The organism is Streptomyces tremellae (assembly GCF_039540215.1).
GTDB classification, from domain to species: Bacteria; Actinomycetota; Actinomycetes; order Streptomycetales; family Streptomycetaceae; genus Streptomyces; species Streptomyces tremellae.
Window position 1 is genome coordinate 47,435 of sequence record NZ_BAABEP010000030.1, and the last position, 14,922, is coordinate 62,356.

At 72.7% G+C, this 14,922-nt stretch carries 14 protein-coding genes and 1 pseudogene; 5 read left to right on the forward strand and 10 right to left on the reverse strand.

The features are described from left to right. Window positions 1-154 precede the first annotated feature (154 nt). Window positions 155-1,009, reverse strand: coding sequence for a helix-turn-helix transcriptional regulator (locus ABEA77_RS20405; protein ID WP_345649447.1), 855 nt, complete (start codon window positions 1,007-1,009; stop codon window positions 155-157). A 156-nt stretch (window positions 1,010-1,165) separates the two neighbouring features. Here ABEA77_RS20405 and ABEA77_RS20410 point away from each other — a divergent pair, with 156 nt between their 5' ends. Continuing rightward, the gene (locus ABEA77_RS20410) at window positions 1,166-2,044 is read left to right on the forward strand and encodes an alpha/beta hydrolase (protein ID WP_345649450.1); all 879 of its coding nucleotides are present in this window, start codon (window positions 1,166-1,168) and stop codon (window positions 2,042-2,044) included. Between the two features lie 88 nt (window positions 2,045-2,132). On the opposite strand, the gene ABEA77_RS20415 is transcribed toward ABEA77_RS20410, so the two are convergent. Beyond that, window positions 2,133-3,167 (reverse strand): WD40 repeat domain-containing protein, encoded by a 1,035-nt coding sequence (locus tag ABEA77_RS20415; RefSeq protein ID WP_345649453.1) that lies wholly within the window; start codon window positions 3,165-3,167, stop codon window positions 2,133-2,135. 58 nt (window positions 3,168-3,225) lie between these two features. On the opposite strand from ABEA77_RS20415, the gene ABEA77_RS20420 reads away from it, so the two are divergent. Both ABEA77_RS20420 and ABEA77_RS20425 read left to right on the forward strand, forming a co-directional pair. Beyond that, the gene (locus ABEA77_RS20420) at window positions 3,226-4,044 is read left to right on the forward strand and encodes a GDSL-type esterase/lipase family protein (RefSeq protein WP_345649456.1); all 819 of its coding nucleotides are present in this window, start codon (window positions 3,226-3,228) and stop codon (window positions 4,042-4,044) included. 92 nt (window positions 4,045-4,136) lie between these two features. Beyond that, window positions 4,137-5,129 carry an aldo/keto reductase gene (locus tag ABEA77_RS20425; protein ID WP_345649458.1) on the forward strand — a complete coding sequence of 331 codons (993 nt, stop codon included), beginning with the start codon at window positions 4,137-4,139 and terminating at the stop codon, window positions 5,127-5,129. Between the two features lie 183 nt (window positions 5,130-5,312). Here the strand turns inward: ABEA77_RS20425 and thpR are convergent. The 3 genes and pseudogenes from thpR to ABEA77_RS20440 form a co-directional block, all read right to left on the reverse strand. Further along, a pseudogene (gene thpR / locus ABEA77_RS20430) lies at window positions 5,313-5,886 on the reverse strand (RNA 2',3'-cyclic phosphodiesterase). 130 nt (window positions 5,887-6,016) lie between these two features. Further along, on the reverse strand, window positions 6,017-7,300 hold the full coding sequence (locus tag ABEA77_RS20435) for an MFS transporter (RefSeq protein ID WP_345649549.1): 1,284 nt from the start codon (window positions 7,298-7,300) through the stop codon (window positions 6,017-6,019). Between the two features lie 627 nt (window positions 7,301-7,927). After that, a complete protein-coding gene (locus ABEA77_RS20440) occupies window positions 7,928-8,368 on the reverse strand; it encodes a MarR family winged helix-turn-helix transcriptional regulator (RefSeq protein ID WP_345649460.1) in 441 nt (146 codons plus the stop codon). 146 nt (window positions 8,369-8,514) lie between these two features. Here ABEA77_RS20440 and ABEA77_RS20445 point away from each other — a divergent pair, with 146 nt between their 5' ends. Next, window positions 8,515-8,697 (forward strand): ribbon-helix-helix protein, CopG family, encoded by a 183-nt coding sequence (locus ABEA77_RS20445; RefSeq protein ID WP_345649462.1) that lies wholly within the window; start codon window positions 8,515-8,517, stop codon window positions 8,695-8,697. Window positions 8,698-8,791: 94 nt separating this feature from the next. Here ABEA77_RS20445 and ABEA77_RS20450 read toward each other — a convergent pair whose 3' ends face one another. Beyond that, on the reverse strand, window positions 8,792-10,246 hold the full coding sequence (locus ABEA77_RS20450) for an NCS2 family permease (protein WP_345649465.1): 1,455 nt from the start codon (window positions 10,244-10,246) through the stop codon (window positions 8,792-8,794). A gap of 248 nt (window positions 10,247-10,494) precedes the next feature. On the opposite strand from ABEA77_RS20450, the gene ABEA77_RS20455 reads away from it, so the two are divergent. After that, a complete protein-coding gene (locus ABEA77_RS20455) occupies window positions 10,495-10,830 on the forward strand; it encodes a DUF2530 domain-containing protein (protein ID WP_345649468.1) in 336 nt (111 codons plus the stop codon). Between the two features lie 39 nt (window positions 10,831-10,869). On the opposite strand, the gene ABEA77_RS20460 is transcribed toward ABEA77_RS20455, so the two are convergent. Genes ABEA77_RS20460 through ABEA77_RS20475 form a run of 4 tightly spaced genes read right to left on the reverse strand, consistent with a single transcriptional unit; the run spans window position 10,870 to window position 14,607 of the window. Then, window positions 10,870-11,313 (reverse strand): RidA family protein, encoded by a 444-nt coding sequence (locus ABEA77_RS20460; RefSeq protein WP_345649470.1) that lies wholly within the window; start codon window positions 11,311-11,313, stop codon window positions 10,870-10,872. Further along, complete coding sequence (locus ABEA77_RS20465) at window positions 11,310-12,458, reverse strand: M24 family metallopeptidase (protein WP_345649472.1); 1,149 nt, start codon at window positions 12,456-12,458, stop codon at window positions 11,310-11,312. The genes ABEA77_RS20460 and ABEA77_RS20465 overlap by 4 nt, the downstream gene beginning before the upstream one ends. Further along, window positions 12,416-13,369: a carbon-nitrogen hydrolase family protein gene (locus tag ABEA77_RS20470; protein WP_345649474.1), complete on the reverse strand. Its 954-nt coding sequence runs from the start codon at window positions 13,367-13,369 to the stop codon at window positions 12,416-12,418. The genes ABEA77_RS20465 and ABEA77_RS20470 overlap by 43 nt, the downstream gene beginning before the upstream one ends. Further along, complete coding sequence (locus ABEA77_RS20475) at window positions 13,357-14,607, reverse strand: M20 family metallopeptidase (RefSeq protein ID WP_345649477.1); 1,251 nt, start codon at window positions 14,605-14,607, stop codon at window positions 13,357-13,359. The genes ABEA77_RS20470 and ABEA77_RS20475 overlap by 13 nt, the downstream gene beginning before the upstream one ends. Window positions 14,608-14,922: the final 315 nt, after the last annotated feature.

Sequence of the window (14,922 nt, forward strand, 5' to 3'; positions counted from 1 at the left end):
TCCCACGAGGGCGGCGGCCGAAGCAGCGGCGACAGAAGCAACAAACGATCGACGGCTCAGTGTCATGCCCGCTTCATGCCCCGCCGACCACCATCCGCAACATCCGCCTGCACAGACCCCCTTGGCCCCGGAGCGGTCACCGGGACCGGAGCCCTCAGGCGTCGGAGTCGGCGAGGGAGACGCGGGCGAGTCGGCGCAGCACGCCCAGGCTGTTGCTCTCGGGCGGCGCGGTCATGGCCATCAGCATTTGCTGTCCGTCGAGGGTGCGCAGGACCTGCCAGTCGAGGGAGTAGTCGCCGGTGGCGGGGTGTGTGAGGTGCTTGGTGCCCGCGGTCTCGTAGCTGGTGTGCTGTTCGGCCCACCAGGTACGGAAGTCGGAGTCCACGAGGGACAGTTCACCGATGAGGGAGGAGATCCCGGGTTCACTGTGTCCATCGGTGGCGACGCGGACGAAGCCGACGCAGATCCGGGCGAGGGGCGCCCAGTCGGTGTAGCGTCCGCGGACTCGGGGGTCGAGGAAAAGCATGCGCAGGAAGTTGCGTTCGCGGTGGGGCACCTGGGCGAAGTCCCGGAAGACGGCGGTGGCCGGCGAATTCCAGGCCAGGACGTCGAGGTAGCGGCCGAGGACGAGTGCGGGGCTGTCGCGCAGGTTGTCCAGCAGCTGCTGGAGCTGGGGACTGACTCGTTCGGACCCTGCCCGTCTGCGGGGGCGGCGGCCGGTTCTGCCCGCGAGCTGGAAGAGGTATTCGCGTTCGTCCTCGCCCAGCCGCAGGGCGTCGGCCAGGGCCTCCAGGACGGCCGAGGAGGCGCCGGAGAGGCGGCCCTGTTCGAGGCGGGTGTAGTAGTCGGTGCTGATCGAAGCCAGCTGGGCGACTTCCTCCCGGCGCAACCCCGGGACGCGACGGGTCTGTCCTGGCGTGGACAGGCCGGCCTCAGCCGGGTCGAGGCGGCTGCGGTGTGCCTTGAGGAACGCGGCGAGTTCCCCCGGGCGGTGTGCGTGCGGGCTCATGCCCTCCATGCTCTCCCACGAAGGGGAGGACGGGAAGGCCACCGTTCTTCCTAGGAAGAACCCTTCCCAGGAAAACTCTTTCCCCTGGTCAGAGCGGGACTGCCGTCGAATACTCAGTGTCGAGCCCGAGAGAACTTCCCCCGAAAGGCAGCAGCCATGCGTCTCGACATCTCCTTCGACAGCCACGGAAACCGTCTCGTCGGACACCTCTACCTCCCCGAGAACCGCACCGGGGCGGTCCCGGGAGTGGTCGTGGTCGGGGCCGCCTCCGGCACCAAGGAGCAGTCACCGGCGGCCTACGGCACCCGGCTCGCCGAACTCGGCTATGCGGCGCTGGCGTTCGACCACACCAGCTACGGCGACAGCGAGGGAGTGCCCCGCTTCGACGAGGACCCGTACACGAAGACCGAGGACATCAAGAACGCGGTGACCTTCCTCGTGGGCCGCGAGGAAGTGGACCGGGAGCGGATCGCGGCGGTCGGCGTGTGCGGTGGAGGCGGCTACGTCCCCTACGCCGCCGTCGCCGACCGCCGGATCAAGGCGGTCGCCACGGTCAGCGGCCTGCCCGACCTGCGCGCCACCGTCACCGGCGGCTACGCAGGAGACTGGCGCGGGACGATGGCCGCCGCCGCCGCTGCGCGCGAGGCGTACGCACAGGGCGCGGAGGCCCAGTACGTGCCCTTCATGCCGGACGGCGACGGCGGCGAGTGGGTCAACAACGGCAAGAAGTTCTACCTCACCGACCGCAACCAGGACCCCGCCTGGAACAACAAGATGCTGCTGTGGTCCTACGACAAGATGGCCCAATTCTCGGCCCTGGACACCATCGGGCTCCTCGCGCCCACCCCCCTGCTGCTCGTCGCCGGCACCAGGGCCGAGACCCTCCAGCAGAGCCGGGCCGCCTATGACGCGGCGCAGGAGCCGAAGGAACTCTTCCTGGTCGAGGACGGGACACACTTCGACTTCTACGACCTGCCCGAGTTCGTCACCCCCGCCGTCACCAGGATCGACGCCTTCCTGCACGCCCACCTCTGACCCATCCCCGGCCACACGCCCAGGCGGTGGCCGCCGGCCAGCCGCTCGCGCCCGCCGCCCGCAGGGGAACCGGGCTCCGGGACGGGCGTCAGGGCTTGCGGTGTGAGCGCTTGCGGGTGCCGAGGAGCAGGAGGACCAGGAGGGCTACGGCGGCGATGCCCGCTGTGGTCCTGCCGTCCTTGGAGGAGGACCCGGAGGAGGGGCGGGAGGAGGCGGAGGGGGTTCCCGGGGTCGGCGCCGGGGAGGTCGCGGGAGCGGCGCTGCCGAGGTCCACGCGGACGACACGGCTGTCCCTGCCCTCCGAGCCGAACATCAGGGCCCTGCCGTCCCTGGTGTAGGTGACGGACTCGGCCTGCGGGAGGAAGGGCGCGCTCACCGGGAACTGCTTGCCGGGGCGGCCGTCGTGCCAGGCATAGCCGTACGCGCCGAAGTAGGAGCGCAGCACCAGTTGGCTGCCGTCGGGGGAGAACGCGCCGTCCGTGACCCACGGGACGGAAGCGACGCGGTGGAAGACGTTGGTGCCGGTCGGGATGAGGCGGGCGGGAGCCTCGTACAGGCCGCCGCCGTCCTCGTTCTTGGAGGCGATGTAGACGCGGCCGGTGACGGGGTCGACCATCAGGGACTCGGCGTTGCGCGGGCCGTCCGCGTACTTCACGGTGAACTGCGTGGCGTCGACGGCCTGGTCGCCCAGGTGCTTCGGCTCGGGGAAGCGGTAGATCCAGACGTGGTCCCAGGAGCCGCCGAGGTTGTCGCCGATGTCGCCGACGTACAGGTCGCCGTCGGGGCCGAGGGAGATCGCCTCCACGTCGCGCGGCGCGCCGACGCCGCGCAGGGTGACCCGGGCGACGGTCTCGCCGGTCCTGGAGTCGACGGCGTAGACGTACGGGCCGTCGCCGCTGTCGTTGTGCGTCCAGTAGACGCCCGGGTGCAGCCGGCTCGCGGTGAGGCCGCTCGACTCGGTGATCCGCGGGTCCTTGATCGTGAAGCTCTGGTCGGCCCGGCCTGCCGCGAGCGCGGGTGCCGCGCCCGGCACGACCGCGGCGGCGAGCACGGCCAGGACGGCGAGCACGGCCGCCGCGGCGCGGCGGGGCCACGGCGGCGGCGACGGGCGGCGGGAGCGCATCCCCCCAGCCTGCCATCCCGGCAGGAAGGGCCGGGTAAGGGCCGGGGATGATGACCTGATGCGCTTCCTGTTCGTCGGCGACTCCATGACCATAGGCCGCGCCGGGGAGGTGACCTGGCGGCACGAGCTGACCCGGCATCTGGCGGGGTGCGCCGCCTGCGCTGGCCCCGGTCCTGCCGAGGTGGTCGGGCCCTGGTCCCACCAGTACGGGGAGGACCACGACGGCACCACGGCCGGGGGCGCGCACCTCGCCGCGTGGGGCGAGGGCTGGCTGCACATGGCGTCCCGGATAGGGCCCGCGGTCGCCGAGCACGCCCCCGATGTGCTGCTCGTCTCGCTCGGCCTGATCGACCTGGGCTTCTACACGGACAGCGCGCAGACGGAGGCGAACGTACGGCGGTTCGTCGCCGAGGCGCGCGCCGCCGGGCCGGGCACGAGCGCCGTGGTCCTGCCCGTCGTGCCCAACGTACGGGCCGACACGGACGCCCTGTTCGCCGCCGAGGTCGGGCGGTTCAACGGGCGCCTCGCGGCTGCCCTTTCCGAACTCACGGACCCTCACTCGCCGTTGGTGCTCGCGCCGACGCCGACCGCACCCCCCGTCGCGTACGACATCCACCGCGACACGTACGACGGCACGCACCCCGCGCCCTCGGGTGCGCGCAAGCTCGCCACCGCCTTCGCGCGGGCGCTGCACGCGCTGCGGGGCGCGGGCGCCTCGTACCACCCGTGTGCTTCCCCGTGCTCTGACCACCCGGCCACGGAGGCGGCCCCCACCGCGCGGACGGCTCCCGCCGCGGGTGCGCCCGCCCCGAGTCCGGCCGCGAGCGCGCCGCTCCAGGCTCCGGCCGCGGCCCCGGGCACACCCGTCTCGGGGTGAGCCGCCGCCCCGCGCGGGGCCCGTCGCGCACGTGCTCCGGTCGGCCTGCGCCCCCTTGCTTCGAGCCCGCTCGAACGCGTTGGCTGGGACGCATGAAGTACACGCAGCTCGGACGCACGGGACTCGAAGTCAGCCGCATCGTCCTCGGCACCATGAACTTCGGCCCGCTCACCAACGAGGCCGACAGCCACACCCTCATGGACGCCGCGCTCGACGCGGGCGTCAACTACTTCGACACCGCCAATGTCTACGGGTGGGGCGAGAACAAGGGCCGCACCGAGGAGATCATCGGCACCTGGTTCGCGCAGGGCGGCGGCCGCAGGGACAAGGTCGTCCTCGCCACCAAGGTCAACGGGAACATGGCGGCGGACAACCCGCCGTGGCCCAACCACCACAAGCTCTCGGCGGTCAACATCCGCAGGGCCGTCGACGCGAGCCTCAAGCGGCTCCAGACCGACCACATCGACATCTACCAGTTCCACCACGTCGACCGGAACACGCCGATCGAGGAGATCTGGCAGGCGATCGAGGTCCTGATCCAGCAGGGCAAGATCCTCTACGCGGGCTCCTCCAACTTCCCCGGATACAAGATCGCGCAGGCCAACGAGGCCGCGTGGCACCGCGGGCGGGTCGGCCTCGTCAGCGAGCAGTGCCTGTACAACCTCGCGGAGCGCCGCGCCGAGATGGAGGTCATCCCGGCGGCCGTGGAGTACGGCCTCGGTGTGATCCCCTGGTCGCCGCTGCAGAGCGGCCTCCTCGGCGGCGTGATCCGCAAGGAGCGCGAGCGCGGCGGCGACGCCGAGGGGCGTTCCGTGGCCCGCCTGAAGGACTCCCCCGCCCTGCGCGACCAGGTGCAGCGGTACGAGGACCTGCTCGACAAGCACGGCATCGCGCCGGGCGAGGCGGCCCTCGCCTGGCTGCTGACCCGGCCGGGAGTCACGGGCCCGATCGTCGGCCCGCGCACGATGGAGCAGCTGGAGTCCGGGCTGCGCGCCGTGGACCTCGAACTCTCCGACGAGGTCCTGACGGGCCTCGACGAGATCTTCCCGGGGCCCGGCCCGTCGCCTGAGGCGTTCGCCTGGTAGCCGCCCCGCTCGTACGGCGGAGGGGCGGGCGTCCGGCCCCTGGGCCGCGCGACCGCGCGGTACGGGCCGCCGCCGCGGACCGGCCGCTCAGTGCGTCGCCGCGGTCACCGCGACGATCACGAAGAGGAGCAGCAGCACACCGGCCATGATCCGGTTCCGGGTCTTCGGGTCCACCCCCCGAGATTAACGGCCCCGGCCGAGCGGCCACCGGGCGAGGGCCTCGTAGCGCGGCCCTGCCCCCGGCACGCGGCCGTCCGGCAGGTGGCTGCGGACGAGGCACAGCTCGGCCACCCGCCACGCGGGCCCGCCGAGCGGGGCGAGCGCCGCGGTGTAAGGACACAGGTCCACGGCGTGCGGGCCGCGCACCCTGGCGAGCGTCAGGTGCGGGCGGTACGCGTGGTGCTCGGCCGCCGGGGCGCCCGCGCGCCCGGCCGCCGCCCGTACCCGCTCGGCGAGGCGCCGCAGCGCGGGCAGGTCGCCCTCGGCCCCCGCCCACAGGGTTCGCCCGTCGAAGTGCCCGCCGCCCGCGATCCGCAGCGCGAACGGCTCGCCGCGCCGCGCCGCGCGGCCCAGCCGCGCGCCGATCCGGCAGCAGCTCCTCGCCGGCCTCGCCGAGGAACGCCAGGGTGAAGTGCCAGGTCTCGCGGCCCGTCCAGCGCAGCCGGCCGGCGTCGGGCAGGGCACGCAGCGGCACGAGCGCGGACTCCAGGTGACGCACGGCGTCGTCGGGCGGCAGCACGGCGGCGAACACTCTCACCCGCCCACCCAAGCACGCCCCCGCGCGCCGGACACGGACCCGGCCGCCGCCGCGGACAGCACGAGGGGCGGGCGGCGCGCCGCGCGCCGCCCGCCCCTCGCACCGTCCAGGCCCCGGCTCAGGCCATGACTCAGGCCACGGACGCCAGCTCGGCCTCCCGGCGCGCGCCCTCGCGCGGCACCAGCTCCACGTACGGGAGCCCGCCCCGCACGCCCATCCTCGGCCGTACGCCCACGACCCTGACCAGAACGAAGCCGACGACCAGCGCCGCGACCAGCGTGACGGCGCCGCCCGCGGCGAAGCCCGCCCGGGCACCGAAGGTGTCGGTGACCCAGCCGAGCAGCGGCCCGCCGATCGGGGTGCCGCCGACGAAGACCATCATGTACAGGCTCATCACCCGGCCCCGCATCGCGGGCTCGGCCGCCATCTGCACCGTCGTGTTCGCGCTGATGTTGTTCGTCATGCCCATCATGCCGATCGGCACCAGGATCAGGCTGAACAGCCAGACGTACGGCGAGAACGACACCACGACCTCAAGGAGTCCGAACATCGCGGCGGCGAAGATCAGCAGCCGCAGCCGCGTGGAGCGCCTGCGCGCCGCGAGCAGCGCGCCGATCAGGGAGCCCGCCGCCATCAGGATGTTGAAGAACGAGTACATCCCGGCACCGCCGTGGAAGATGTCGTTCGCGAACGCCGTCAGCCAGATCGGGAAGTTGAAGCCGAACGTGCCGACGAAGCCGACGAGCACGATCGGCGCGATCAGCTCGGGCCGGCCCTTCACATAGCGCAGGCCCTCGCGCAGCTGGCCCTTGCCGCGCTTGACGAGCTTGTTCTTGTGCAGCTCGGACGGGCGCATCAGCAGCAGCCCGGTGAGCGGCGCGAGGAACGACAGGCCGTTGAAGAGGAACGCGTAGCCGCTGCCGACCGAGGTGATCAGCACACCGGCGACGGCCGGGCCGACCAGGCGGGCGGTCTGGAAGTTCGCCGAGTTGAGGCTGACGGCGTTGCGCACCTGGTGGGGGCCGACCATCTCGGAGACGAACGACTGGCGCGTCGGGTTGTCGACGACCGTGACGACGCCGACCAGGAAGGCGATCAGGTACACGTGCCACACCTGCACGTGCCCGGAGAGGGTCAGGGCCGCGAGCACCAGCCCGCACAGGCCCATCGAGCCCTGCGTGGCGATCAGCAGCCGGTGCTTCGGGTAGCGGTCGACGAGCACGCCGCCGTACAGGCCGAACAGCAGCATCGGCAGGAACTGGAGCGCCGTCGTGATGCCGACCGCGGCCGAGGAGTGCGTCAGGCTGAGGACCAGCCAGTCCTGGGTGACGCGGGACATCCACGTACCGATGTTGGAGACGACGGCGCCCGACGCGAACAGCCGGTAGTTGCGGATCTTGAGCGAAGAGAACATGCCGCCGCCGGGCGCGGCGTCCGGCAGCGCCTGCGCGCCGTCGTCGGCCGGCGTGCGCGGGGCGCCGGGGGCCTTCGGGGCCTCGGGCGCGGGGTCCGCGGCGGCGAGGGCCTCGCCCGCGGGCTCCCGTACGGCGGGCTCTGCGGCCTCCTGTACGGCGGGCTCCCGTACGGCGGGCTCTGCGGCCTCCTGTACGGCGGGCTCCCGTACGGCGGCATTCCGTACGGACGTGTCCCGTACGGCGGGCTCCCGCGCGGCGGCGGATACGGAGTCGGCGTCCGTACCGTCGCGGCCGGCGCGCGGCCCCGGGGAGGCGGATCCGGGCTCCTCGCCCGGAGCGGGGGCTGACCCGGACGCCTCGCCTGCGGCGGAGGACGGGGCGGGCCCCGCGGGGGGTGCGGGGTTCTCGGTGTCGTGGGCGGAGTGCGGTGCGGGGGCGGAGTCTGCTCCGAATCCCGTACTCAAAGTGCGTTCGCCTCCTCGGGCGTGGTGCGGTCGTGCGGTGGCGCCGTCAGCGGCGGCGCCTTCGGTCGGCACGCGGTGGCACACGTGTCAGGGCCGCGTGCGGCGGCCCTCGTCGCGGCGCGGCTCCGGGTCGATCCGCCCCCACGGACCCGTCCGCGGGCGTCACAGGTCGGCCAGCTTCTCCAGCACGGGGGCGGCCGCGCGCAGCTTCGCCCACTCGTCCTCGTCCAGGCCCTCGGTGAGCGAGGCCAGCCAGACGTTCCGCTTGCGGCGGCTCTCTTCGAGCATCGCCTCGGCGCGTTCGGTCTGGCTGACCACCTTCTGCCGACGGTCATCGGGATGCGGCTCAAGCCTGACAAGCCCCTTGGCTTCCAGCAATGCCACGATTCTGGTCATCGACGGCGGCTGCACGTGCTCCTTGCGTGCCAGCTCGCCCGGCGTGGCGTGGCCGCACCGGCGCAGCGTGCCCAGCACCGACATCTCGGTGGGGCTCAGCGACTCGTCCACCCGCTGGTGCTTGAGCCGCCGCCCCAGCCGCATGACGGCGGAGCGCAGGGAGTTCACAGCGGCGTCGTCCTCGGCGCCGTGGGACAGGGCAGGCATGTATTTAGCGTAACTCATTACTCAGGCTAAATACTCCCGCCGTGCGGCGCCTCTCCGGTGGCATCGCACACATATTTCACTCGTAAGGGTGAGTCTGCTCCGGAAAGTGACCCGAAGGTCCGTACCGGGACCGGACGCTTGCGGGCATGGGATCGACTGTGCTCAGCCTGCGGATCGACGGTGAGCTGCTCGACCGGATCAGGCGCCATGCGGCAAGACGGGGGATGAGCGTGCAGGACTACGTGGTGAGAACGCTGGTGCGCGACGACTTCGACGAGCGCTTCAAGGCGGCGGTCGACGAGACGGAGAAGTTCTACTCGGCGGGCTGAGGCCGCGGGCGGGGACGCGTACGGGTGGGTACGCGCCCCCGCCGGGGCCGCCGCCCCGCCCCCCGGGGCGAGGCGGAATCCGCCGGGGCCGGCCTCAGGCCAGGCCGAACGCGGGCATCAGGTAGTAGAAGAGGAACACCGCCGACACCACGTACATCGGGACCGGCACCTCCTTGCCGCGCCCCAGTGCCAGCCGGAGCACGCTGAACGCGATGAAGCCGATGCCGATGCCGTTCGTGATCGAGTAGGTGAACGGCATCATCACCATCGCGAGGAACGCCGGGATCGCGATGGAGTAGTCGCTCCAGTCGATGTCCCTGACCGATCCGGCGAGGATCATGAAGCCCACCGCGACCAGCGCGGGGGTCGCCGCCTGCGAGGGCACCATCGTGGCGAGCGGCGTGAGGAACAGCGAAGCGGCGAACAGCACGCCCGTGACGACCGAGGCGAGGCCCGTGCGCGCGCCCTCGCCGACACCCGCGGTCGACTCGACGAAGCAGGTGCCCGCGGAGGAGGAGCTCGCGCCGCCCGCCGCGACACCGATGCCGTCGATGAACAGCACCTTGTTGATGCCGGGGATCCGGCCCTGCGCGTCGGTGAGGCCCGCCTTGTCGCCGACGCCGAGGACCGTGCCCATGGCGTCGAAGAACGACGAGAGCAGCACGGTGAAGACGAACAGCACGCCGGTCAGGATGCCGACCTTGTGGAAGCCGCCGAAGAGGCTGATGTGTCCGATGAGCCCGAAGTCGGGGGTCGACACCGGGTTGCCCGGCCACTTCGGCACGGTCAGGCCCCAGGACGGCACCTTCGCGACGAGGTTGATGACGATCGCCAGGACCGTCATCGCGACGATCGACACCAGGATCGCGCCCGGCACCTTGCGCACCAGGAGTGCCAGCGTGAGCATCGTGCCCAGCGCGAAGATCAGCACGGGCCAGCCGTCGAGGTGGCCGTCGCCGCCGAGCTGGAGCGGCACGGTGGTCTGCGCGACGTCCGGGATACGGGAGACGAAGCCCGAGTCCACCAGGCCGATCAGCATGATGAACAGGCCGATACCGATCGCGATGCCCTTGCGCAGCCCACCGGGCACCGCGTTCATCACGCGCTCCCGCAGCCCCGTGGCCACCAGCAGCATCACGACGAGCCCGGCGAGCACGACCATGCCCATCGCGTCGGGCCAGCTCATCCGGGGGGCGAGCTGGAGCGCGACGACGGTGTTGACGCCGAGCCCGGCGGCGAGGGCGATCGGCACGTTGCCGAAGACGCCCATCAGCAGGGTCGTGAACGCGGCGGTGACCACGGTGGCCGTGACCAGCTGGCCGCTGTCGAGGTGGTGCCCGTACATGTCCTTCGCGCTACCGAGGATGATCGGGTTCAGCACGATGATGTAGGCCATCGCGAAGAAGGTGGCGAAGCCGCCGCGGACCTCACGGGCGACCGAGGAGCCGCGCTCCGTGATCTTGAAGTAGCGGTCGAAGCCGTTGTGCGGCTCCGCGGGAGAGGGCGGCGGACCTGCGGGGTCGACCTGAGCGGTGGCCGAGGAGGGCATGCGTGGGGACCTCAGTCGTCATCGGAAACGGGGCGGGCGGGCGGGCGTACACAGTCGGGCTCGGTCGGACTCGCTGCTCTGCGACCGCATTGGGACGTGTGAACGAGCAAATCAGGACAACGATCAACCGAAACTGTTTCAGTATGAATAAAAGTAGGTGAAGATCACCATCTCCGCGCGTAGACCCCGGTATGCCCAGCCCCCGGGCCCCCGGCGGCCTGCCCGCGCTCCCCTCATAGACTGGCCCCATGCCCAAGACCCGTCTCACGGCGACACCGCAGCGCGAGGCCCCCGAGCCCCTCGAAGGGCCGATCGTCGCCACCGTCACGGGCGGCACGATCATCTGGTTCGTGATGTTCCTCGGCCAGCTCCCCTTCTACGGCTGGTTCAGCGACCACGGCCACGCCTGGTGGATCTGGACCTGCCTCACCGGCGCGGGCCTCGGCTGCTTCGGCATCTGGTACGTACGCTCCCGCGACGCCGCCATCAAACGCGCCGCCGCGACCCCGTCGCCCCCCGAGCCCGCCACCCCGCCCACCGACGGCGGCCACGCCCCCGAGGGCGCCACCCACCACGAGCGGTAGCGCTCCCGGGCCCCGCCGCGGCGGCGGAACAGCGCGTGGTCACCCGCCGGAGGTCGCGAGCACCAGAGAGACCTCCACCGGTGCCCCGGACGGCAGGCTTGCGACCCCGATCGCCGTCCGGGCGGGCGGCGGGCCGCCGAGCAGCTCCCGTACGGCCGCGCTCGCACCGTCGGCGACCTGGCTGTGCTGCGTGAAGTCCGCTGTGGCCGCCACGTACACCGTCATCGACACGGCGGACGCCGGCTCAAGCCCTTCGGCTTCGGCGGCCTGCCGCCCCGCCGCCACCGCGCGGCGCGCGGCCAGTCGGGCCAGGGACCTTCCGTCCCCCACGCCGAGCTCCGCCCCGAGGACGCCCCTTGCCGTCAGGCCGCCGCCCGACCGCGGCGTCATACCTGCCGTGTACACGAGGCCGCAGACGACCCGGGCGCTCGCGTAGTCGCCCTGCGGCACCGGGGCGTCCGCGGTGGCCGAGTCGGGGTTCACCGCTGCGGTCCCACCGGGCAGGAGGTCAGTACTTCGTGCCCGTCCTCGGTCACCAGAACAGTGGCGGACAGGCCGATGCCCGCCGCACCCGCGACCCGCAGGGTGGGCACCACATGCACCACCATGCCCGCAGCGAAGCTCTTTTCCTCCGTCTCACCGAGGGAGAGCAGGTGTCCTTCGCCCCAGTCGGGCGCGAAGGCTATACCGACCGAGTAGCCGCTGCGCTTGCGGTAGGTGTGGGCGAGTCCCGCGTCGGCAATGGCCTGCTTGCAGGCCGCGTGCGCCTCGGACGGCGAACCGCCGGGTCTGACGTGGGCCAGCGCGGCATCGCGCGCGGCGGCGCAGGCGACGGCCATCTCGGCTGCCTCGCCGGTCAGTTCTCCCGACCAGACCGTGTGCATGAGCGGCGCGTTGTAGCGGCCGACGGTGGAGGACATCTCCAGGAGCACGGCTTCGTTCGCGCCGATCACCCGGTCCGACCAGCTCGCGTGGATGGTTCCGGCGCGCGGCCCCGAGGCGACGAACGGCTCCATGCCGAAGTACTCGGAACCGCTCTCGATCATTCCCCGGAACGCGGCGGCGGCCACCTCCCGCTCGCGCGCGCCGGGCACCGCGGCCTCGGCCGCGGCGAGCATGCCCGCGTTGGTGCTCCGTGCCGCGGCCCGGATCTGCTCGATCTCGGCGGGCGACTTGACCAGCCGGGCCGCGGCCAGCGCCCCGTCGATGGGGCGCACCTGCGCGCCCGCGCCCGCGAGCAGGCCGCCCAACTGCTCGTACGACTGCGGCGGCAGGAACCACGACCGGGTCTCCAGGCCCACGGCGGCGGCGCCGGGGGCCAGTTCGGCCAGCAGGTCGACGGTGGCCAGAATCGGGTCGGCGCTGTCGGCGAAGCCCTCGACGCGCTCCAGGTGGGTGGTCTCCCGCGCGTTGACCGTCTCGGTCTGCCGCGTCAGCACCGCCGCGTCGCCGCCCGCGGTGACGATCAGACACTGGTAGGTGTAGTACCCGGGTGTGGCATGCCCGGAGAGATAGCAGACGTTCTCGGGTGTGTGGACGACGACGGCGTCCAGTTCCTGCGCTTTCAGCGTGGCGCGCAGCGCGGTCAGCCTGCGGTCGTACTCGGCGGCGGGGAAGACGGGCGGCATCGGGAACTCCTGTCGGTGGTGGCGGATACGGGCGTGGAGGAGGCCTGCAGGACGGTGACGTGCGGGAGCGGCGCGGCCCCCAGCAGATCGGTGCGCAGTTCGGCGAGGTAGGGCAACTCCCGGCGGACACGGACGGTTTCGTCCGTGTCGACGGCCACGATCCGGACGCCCTCCGGCGTGCCGGGAGCACCGGTCGGTGTCAGCGGGCGGCCTGCGGGGTCCCAGCCGCCGCTGCGGCCGAAGTAGTGGTCGCCTGCGAGGTCGCCGACGGCGTTGGAGACGAGTGCGTACACACCGTTCTCGACCGCGCGGGCCGGGTGGTAGACGGCGTAGCGGTGTTCGGTGTCCCCCTCGGCGAACGCGGAGCAGTACAGCACCGCATGTGCGCCCGCCCGCCGGTGGGCGCGGGCGAACTCGGGGAATCCGGCGTCGTAGCAGATGCCGAGCCCGACTCTGACGCCTCCGTCCACGACGGCGACCAGACCGGCGCCGGGAGAGAAGACATCGCGCTCCGCACCCCACAGGTGGGCCTTGGCGTAGTGGCCGGCCACGACCCCCGTGGGATCGATGACCAGGACGGCGTTCCACGGGCGCGCGCCGGCCTCCGGCCGGGTCAGGGCAGCGCCCAGGACCACCCAGATCCCGGCCTCGCCCGCGGCTCGGGCCAGGGGGGCGAGCGCTGAGCCGGGTTCGGGGGCCTCGCCGGGCTCGGGCGGTCCCAGCGCCTGCTCTTCGCCGGTCCTGGCGACGGCGTCGAGGTCGTAGCCGCAGGTGAAAAGCTCGGGGAGGGCAAGCAGCCGGGCGCCTGCTGCGGCGGCCCCGCGGACCAGCCGTACCGCGGTGCCAAGGTTCGCGGCGAGGTCACCGGGGACGGACCGGGCCTGGCCCAGGGCGACGGTCAGGACGCCCATGCCGGCCCCCGCGCCCCCAGCGCCCGGGCGAGTATCGCCCGGTACTGGCCGACCGACTCCTCCAACTCCTCGATGACCACGTGTTCGTCGACGGCGTGCATGACCTCCAGTCGGCCAGGACCGCACACCAGCGCGGGCACCCCGGCGGCCCGGAAGTGCGTCATGTCGCAGTTGACGGTGAGGCCGCCGAGGGAGTCGTCGGCGCCCGCCGAGGCCAGCGCCGCCCGGCAGAGCTGGACGAAGGGGTGGTCGGACGGCGTCTCCGAGGGACCGCCGGTACTGGGCGCGCACTCCGCGACGGCCGCCGTGGCGCCGTGACCACCGGCGTTGAAGGCGCCGAGTACCGTGCCGACCTCGGCGAGCACCGACTCCTGGGTCTCACCGGGCAGCAGGCGCCGGTCCAGCGTGATCCGGCAGCGCTCGGGCACCGCGTTGGGCGCTTCGCCACCGGAGATCAGCACGGGGGTGCAGCTCGGCGCGCCGAGCAGCGGGTGGCCCGGGCCCGCGAGGGAGGCGGCGTACTCCTCAAGCAGGGCGATCAGGGCGGCGGCGCCGGTGATGGCGTTGACCCCTGCGCGCGGGGTGGCGGCGTGCGCGGAGACGCCGGTGACCTCGATCACGGGCCGGACCGATCCCTTGTGCGCGGTCAGCAGTCGCATCCCGGTCGGCTCGCCGACGATCACCGCGTCCGGCAGGCGGCCCAGCTCACGCAGCGCGGACACCAGGTGGCGGGCCCCCATGGAGTCGCCCTCCTCCTGCGAGACGGCGGAGAAGACGATCTCACCGTTCACCGCGGCAGTCCCCGCGTGCTCGGCTCGGGCCAGCTCGACGGCCGCGCACGCCATCGCGGCCAGCGGCCCCTTGGCGTCTGCGGCACCCCGCCCGTACAGCCGTCCTTCGCGCACCGCGGGTTCGAAGGGAGGGCTCGTCCAGCCGCTGCCCGCGGGCACCACATCGAGATGGGAGTTGAGCATCACCGAGGGTCCACCGGTACCGAACTGCCGGCGTGCGGTCAGGTTCACCCGGCCGGGAGCCAGCCGCGCGATGTCCACGGCGTACCCCGCCCCGGCGAGCGGCGCGGCGAGCAGCTCCGCGGTGCTCTCCTCCTCGCCGGTGGGGGTGGTCGAGTCACAGGCGACGAGCGCGGTGAGCAGGCCGAGCACCTCGGAGACGTGACGGTCTCCCGGCTTCGCGCCCGGCGGAGAGGCAGCGGGGGGAGAGAAGGGCGCAGAGGTCATCGGGGGCCTTTCCTTGGGTGGGGTGAGAGGGCGGCGAATCGGTGGGCGGCGGGGCGCTCGGCAGGGTCGGTAGCGGGCGCCCGTCCTGCGGGAGGAGTGGAACGGGCGGGTCGAGCAGTTCGGGCGGGGACGGGGGCAGGGAGGAGGCGCACGCCCGGCCCTGCGGCGGGCAGGACCGCCGGACGGGTCGTGACGGCACGGGGCACGGGTACGTGTCAGGGCCGGGGTACGTGTCGGGACACGGGTACGTGTCAGGGCAGGGGTACGTGTCGGGACACGGGTACGTGTCAGGGCAGGGGTACGTGTCGGGACACG

Excerpts from the sequence above, each read along its gene's own strand:
- ABEA77_RS20440 (WP_345649460.1), bottom strand. The coding sequence starts at position 8,368 with ATGCCTGCCCTGTCCCACGGCGCCGAGGACGACGCCGCTGTGAACTCC.
- ABEA77_RS20455 (WP_345649468.1), top strand. The coding sequence starts at position 10,495 with ATGCCCAAGACCCGTCTCACGGCGACACCGCAGCGCGAGGCCCCCGAG.
- ABEA77_RS20420 (WP_345649456.1), top strand. The coding sequence starts at position 3,226 with ATGCGCTTCCTGTTCGTCGGCGACTCCATGACCATAGGCCGCGCCGGG.
- ABEA77_RS20410 (WP_345649450.1), top strand. The coding sequence starts at position 1,166 with ATGCGTCTCGACATCTCCTTCGACAGCCACGGAAACCGTCTCGTCGGA.
- ABEA77_RS20425 (WP_345649458.1), top strand. The coding sequence starts at position 4,137 with ATGAAGTACACGCAGCTCGGACGCACGGGACTCGAAGTCAGCCGCATC.
- ABEA77_RS20415 (WP_345649453.1), bottom strand. The coding sequence starts at position 3,167 with ATGCGCTCCCGCCGCCCGTCGCCGCCGCCGTGGCCCCGCCGCGCCGCG.
- ABEA77_RS20470 (WP_345649474.1), bottom strand. The coding sequence starts at position 13,369 with ATGGGCGTCCTGACCGTCGCCCTGGGCCAGGCCCGGTCCGTCCCCGGT.
- ABEA77_RS20465 (WP_345649472.1), bottom strand. The coding sequence starts at position 12,458 with ATGCCGCCCGTCTTCCCCGCCGCCGAGTACGACCGCAGGCTGACCGCG.
- ABEA77_RS20435 (WP_345649549.1), bottom strand. The coding sequence starts at position 7,300 with ATGTTCTCTTCGCTCAAGATCCGCAACTACCGGCTGTTCGCGTCGGGC.
- ABEA77_RS20450 (WP_345649465.1), bottom strand. The coding sequence starts at position 10,246 with ATGCCCTCCTCGGCCACCGCTCAGGTCGACCCCGCAGGTCCGCCGCCC.
- ABEA77_RS20475 (WP_345649477.1), bottom strand. The coding sequence starts at position 14,607 with ATGACCTCTGCGCCCTTCTCTCCCCCCGCTGCCTCTCCGCCGGGCGCG.
- ABEA77_RS20405 (WP_345649447.1), bottom strand. The coding sequence starts at position 1,009 with ATGAGCCCGCACGCACACCGCCCGGGGGAACTCGCCGCGTTCCTCAAG.
- ABEA77_RS20445 (WP_345649462.1), top strand. The coding sequence starts at position 8,515 with ATGGGATCGACTGTGCTCAGCCTGCGGATCGACGGTGAGCTGCTCGAC.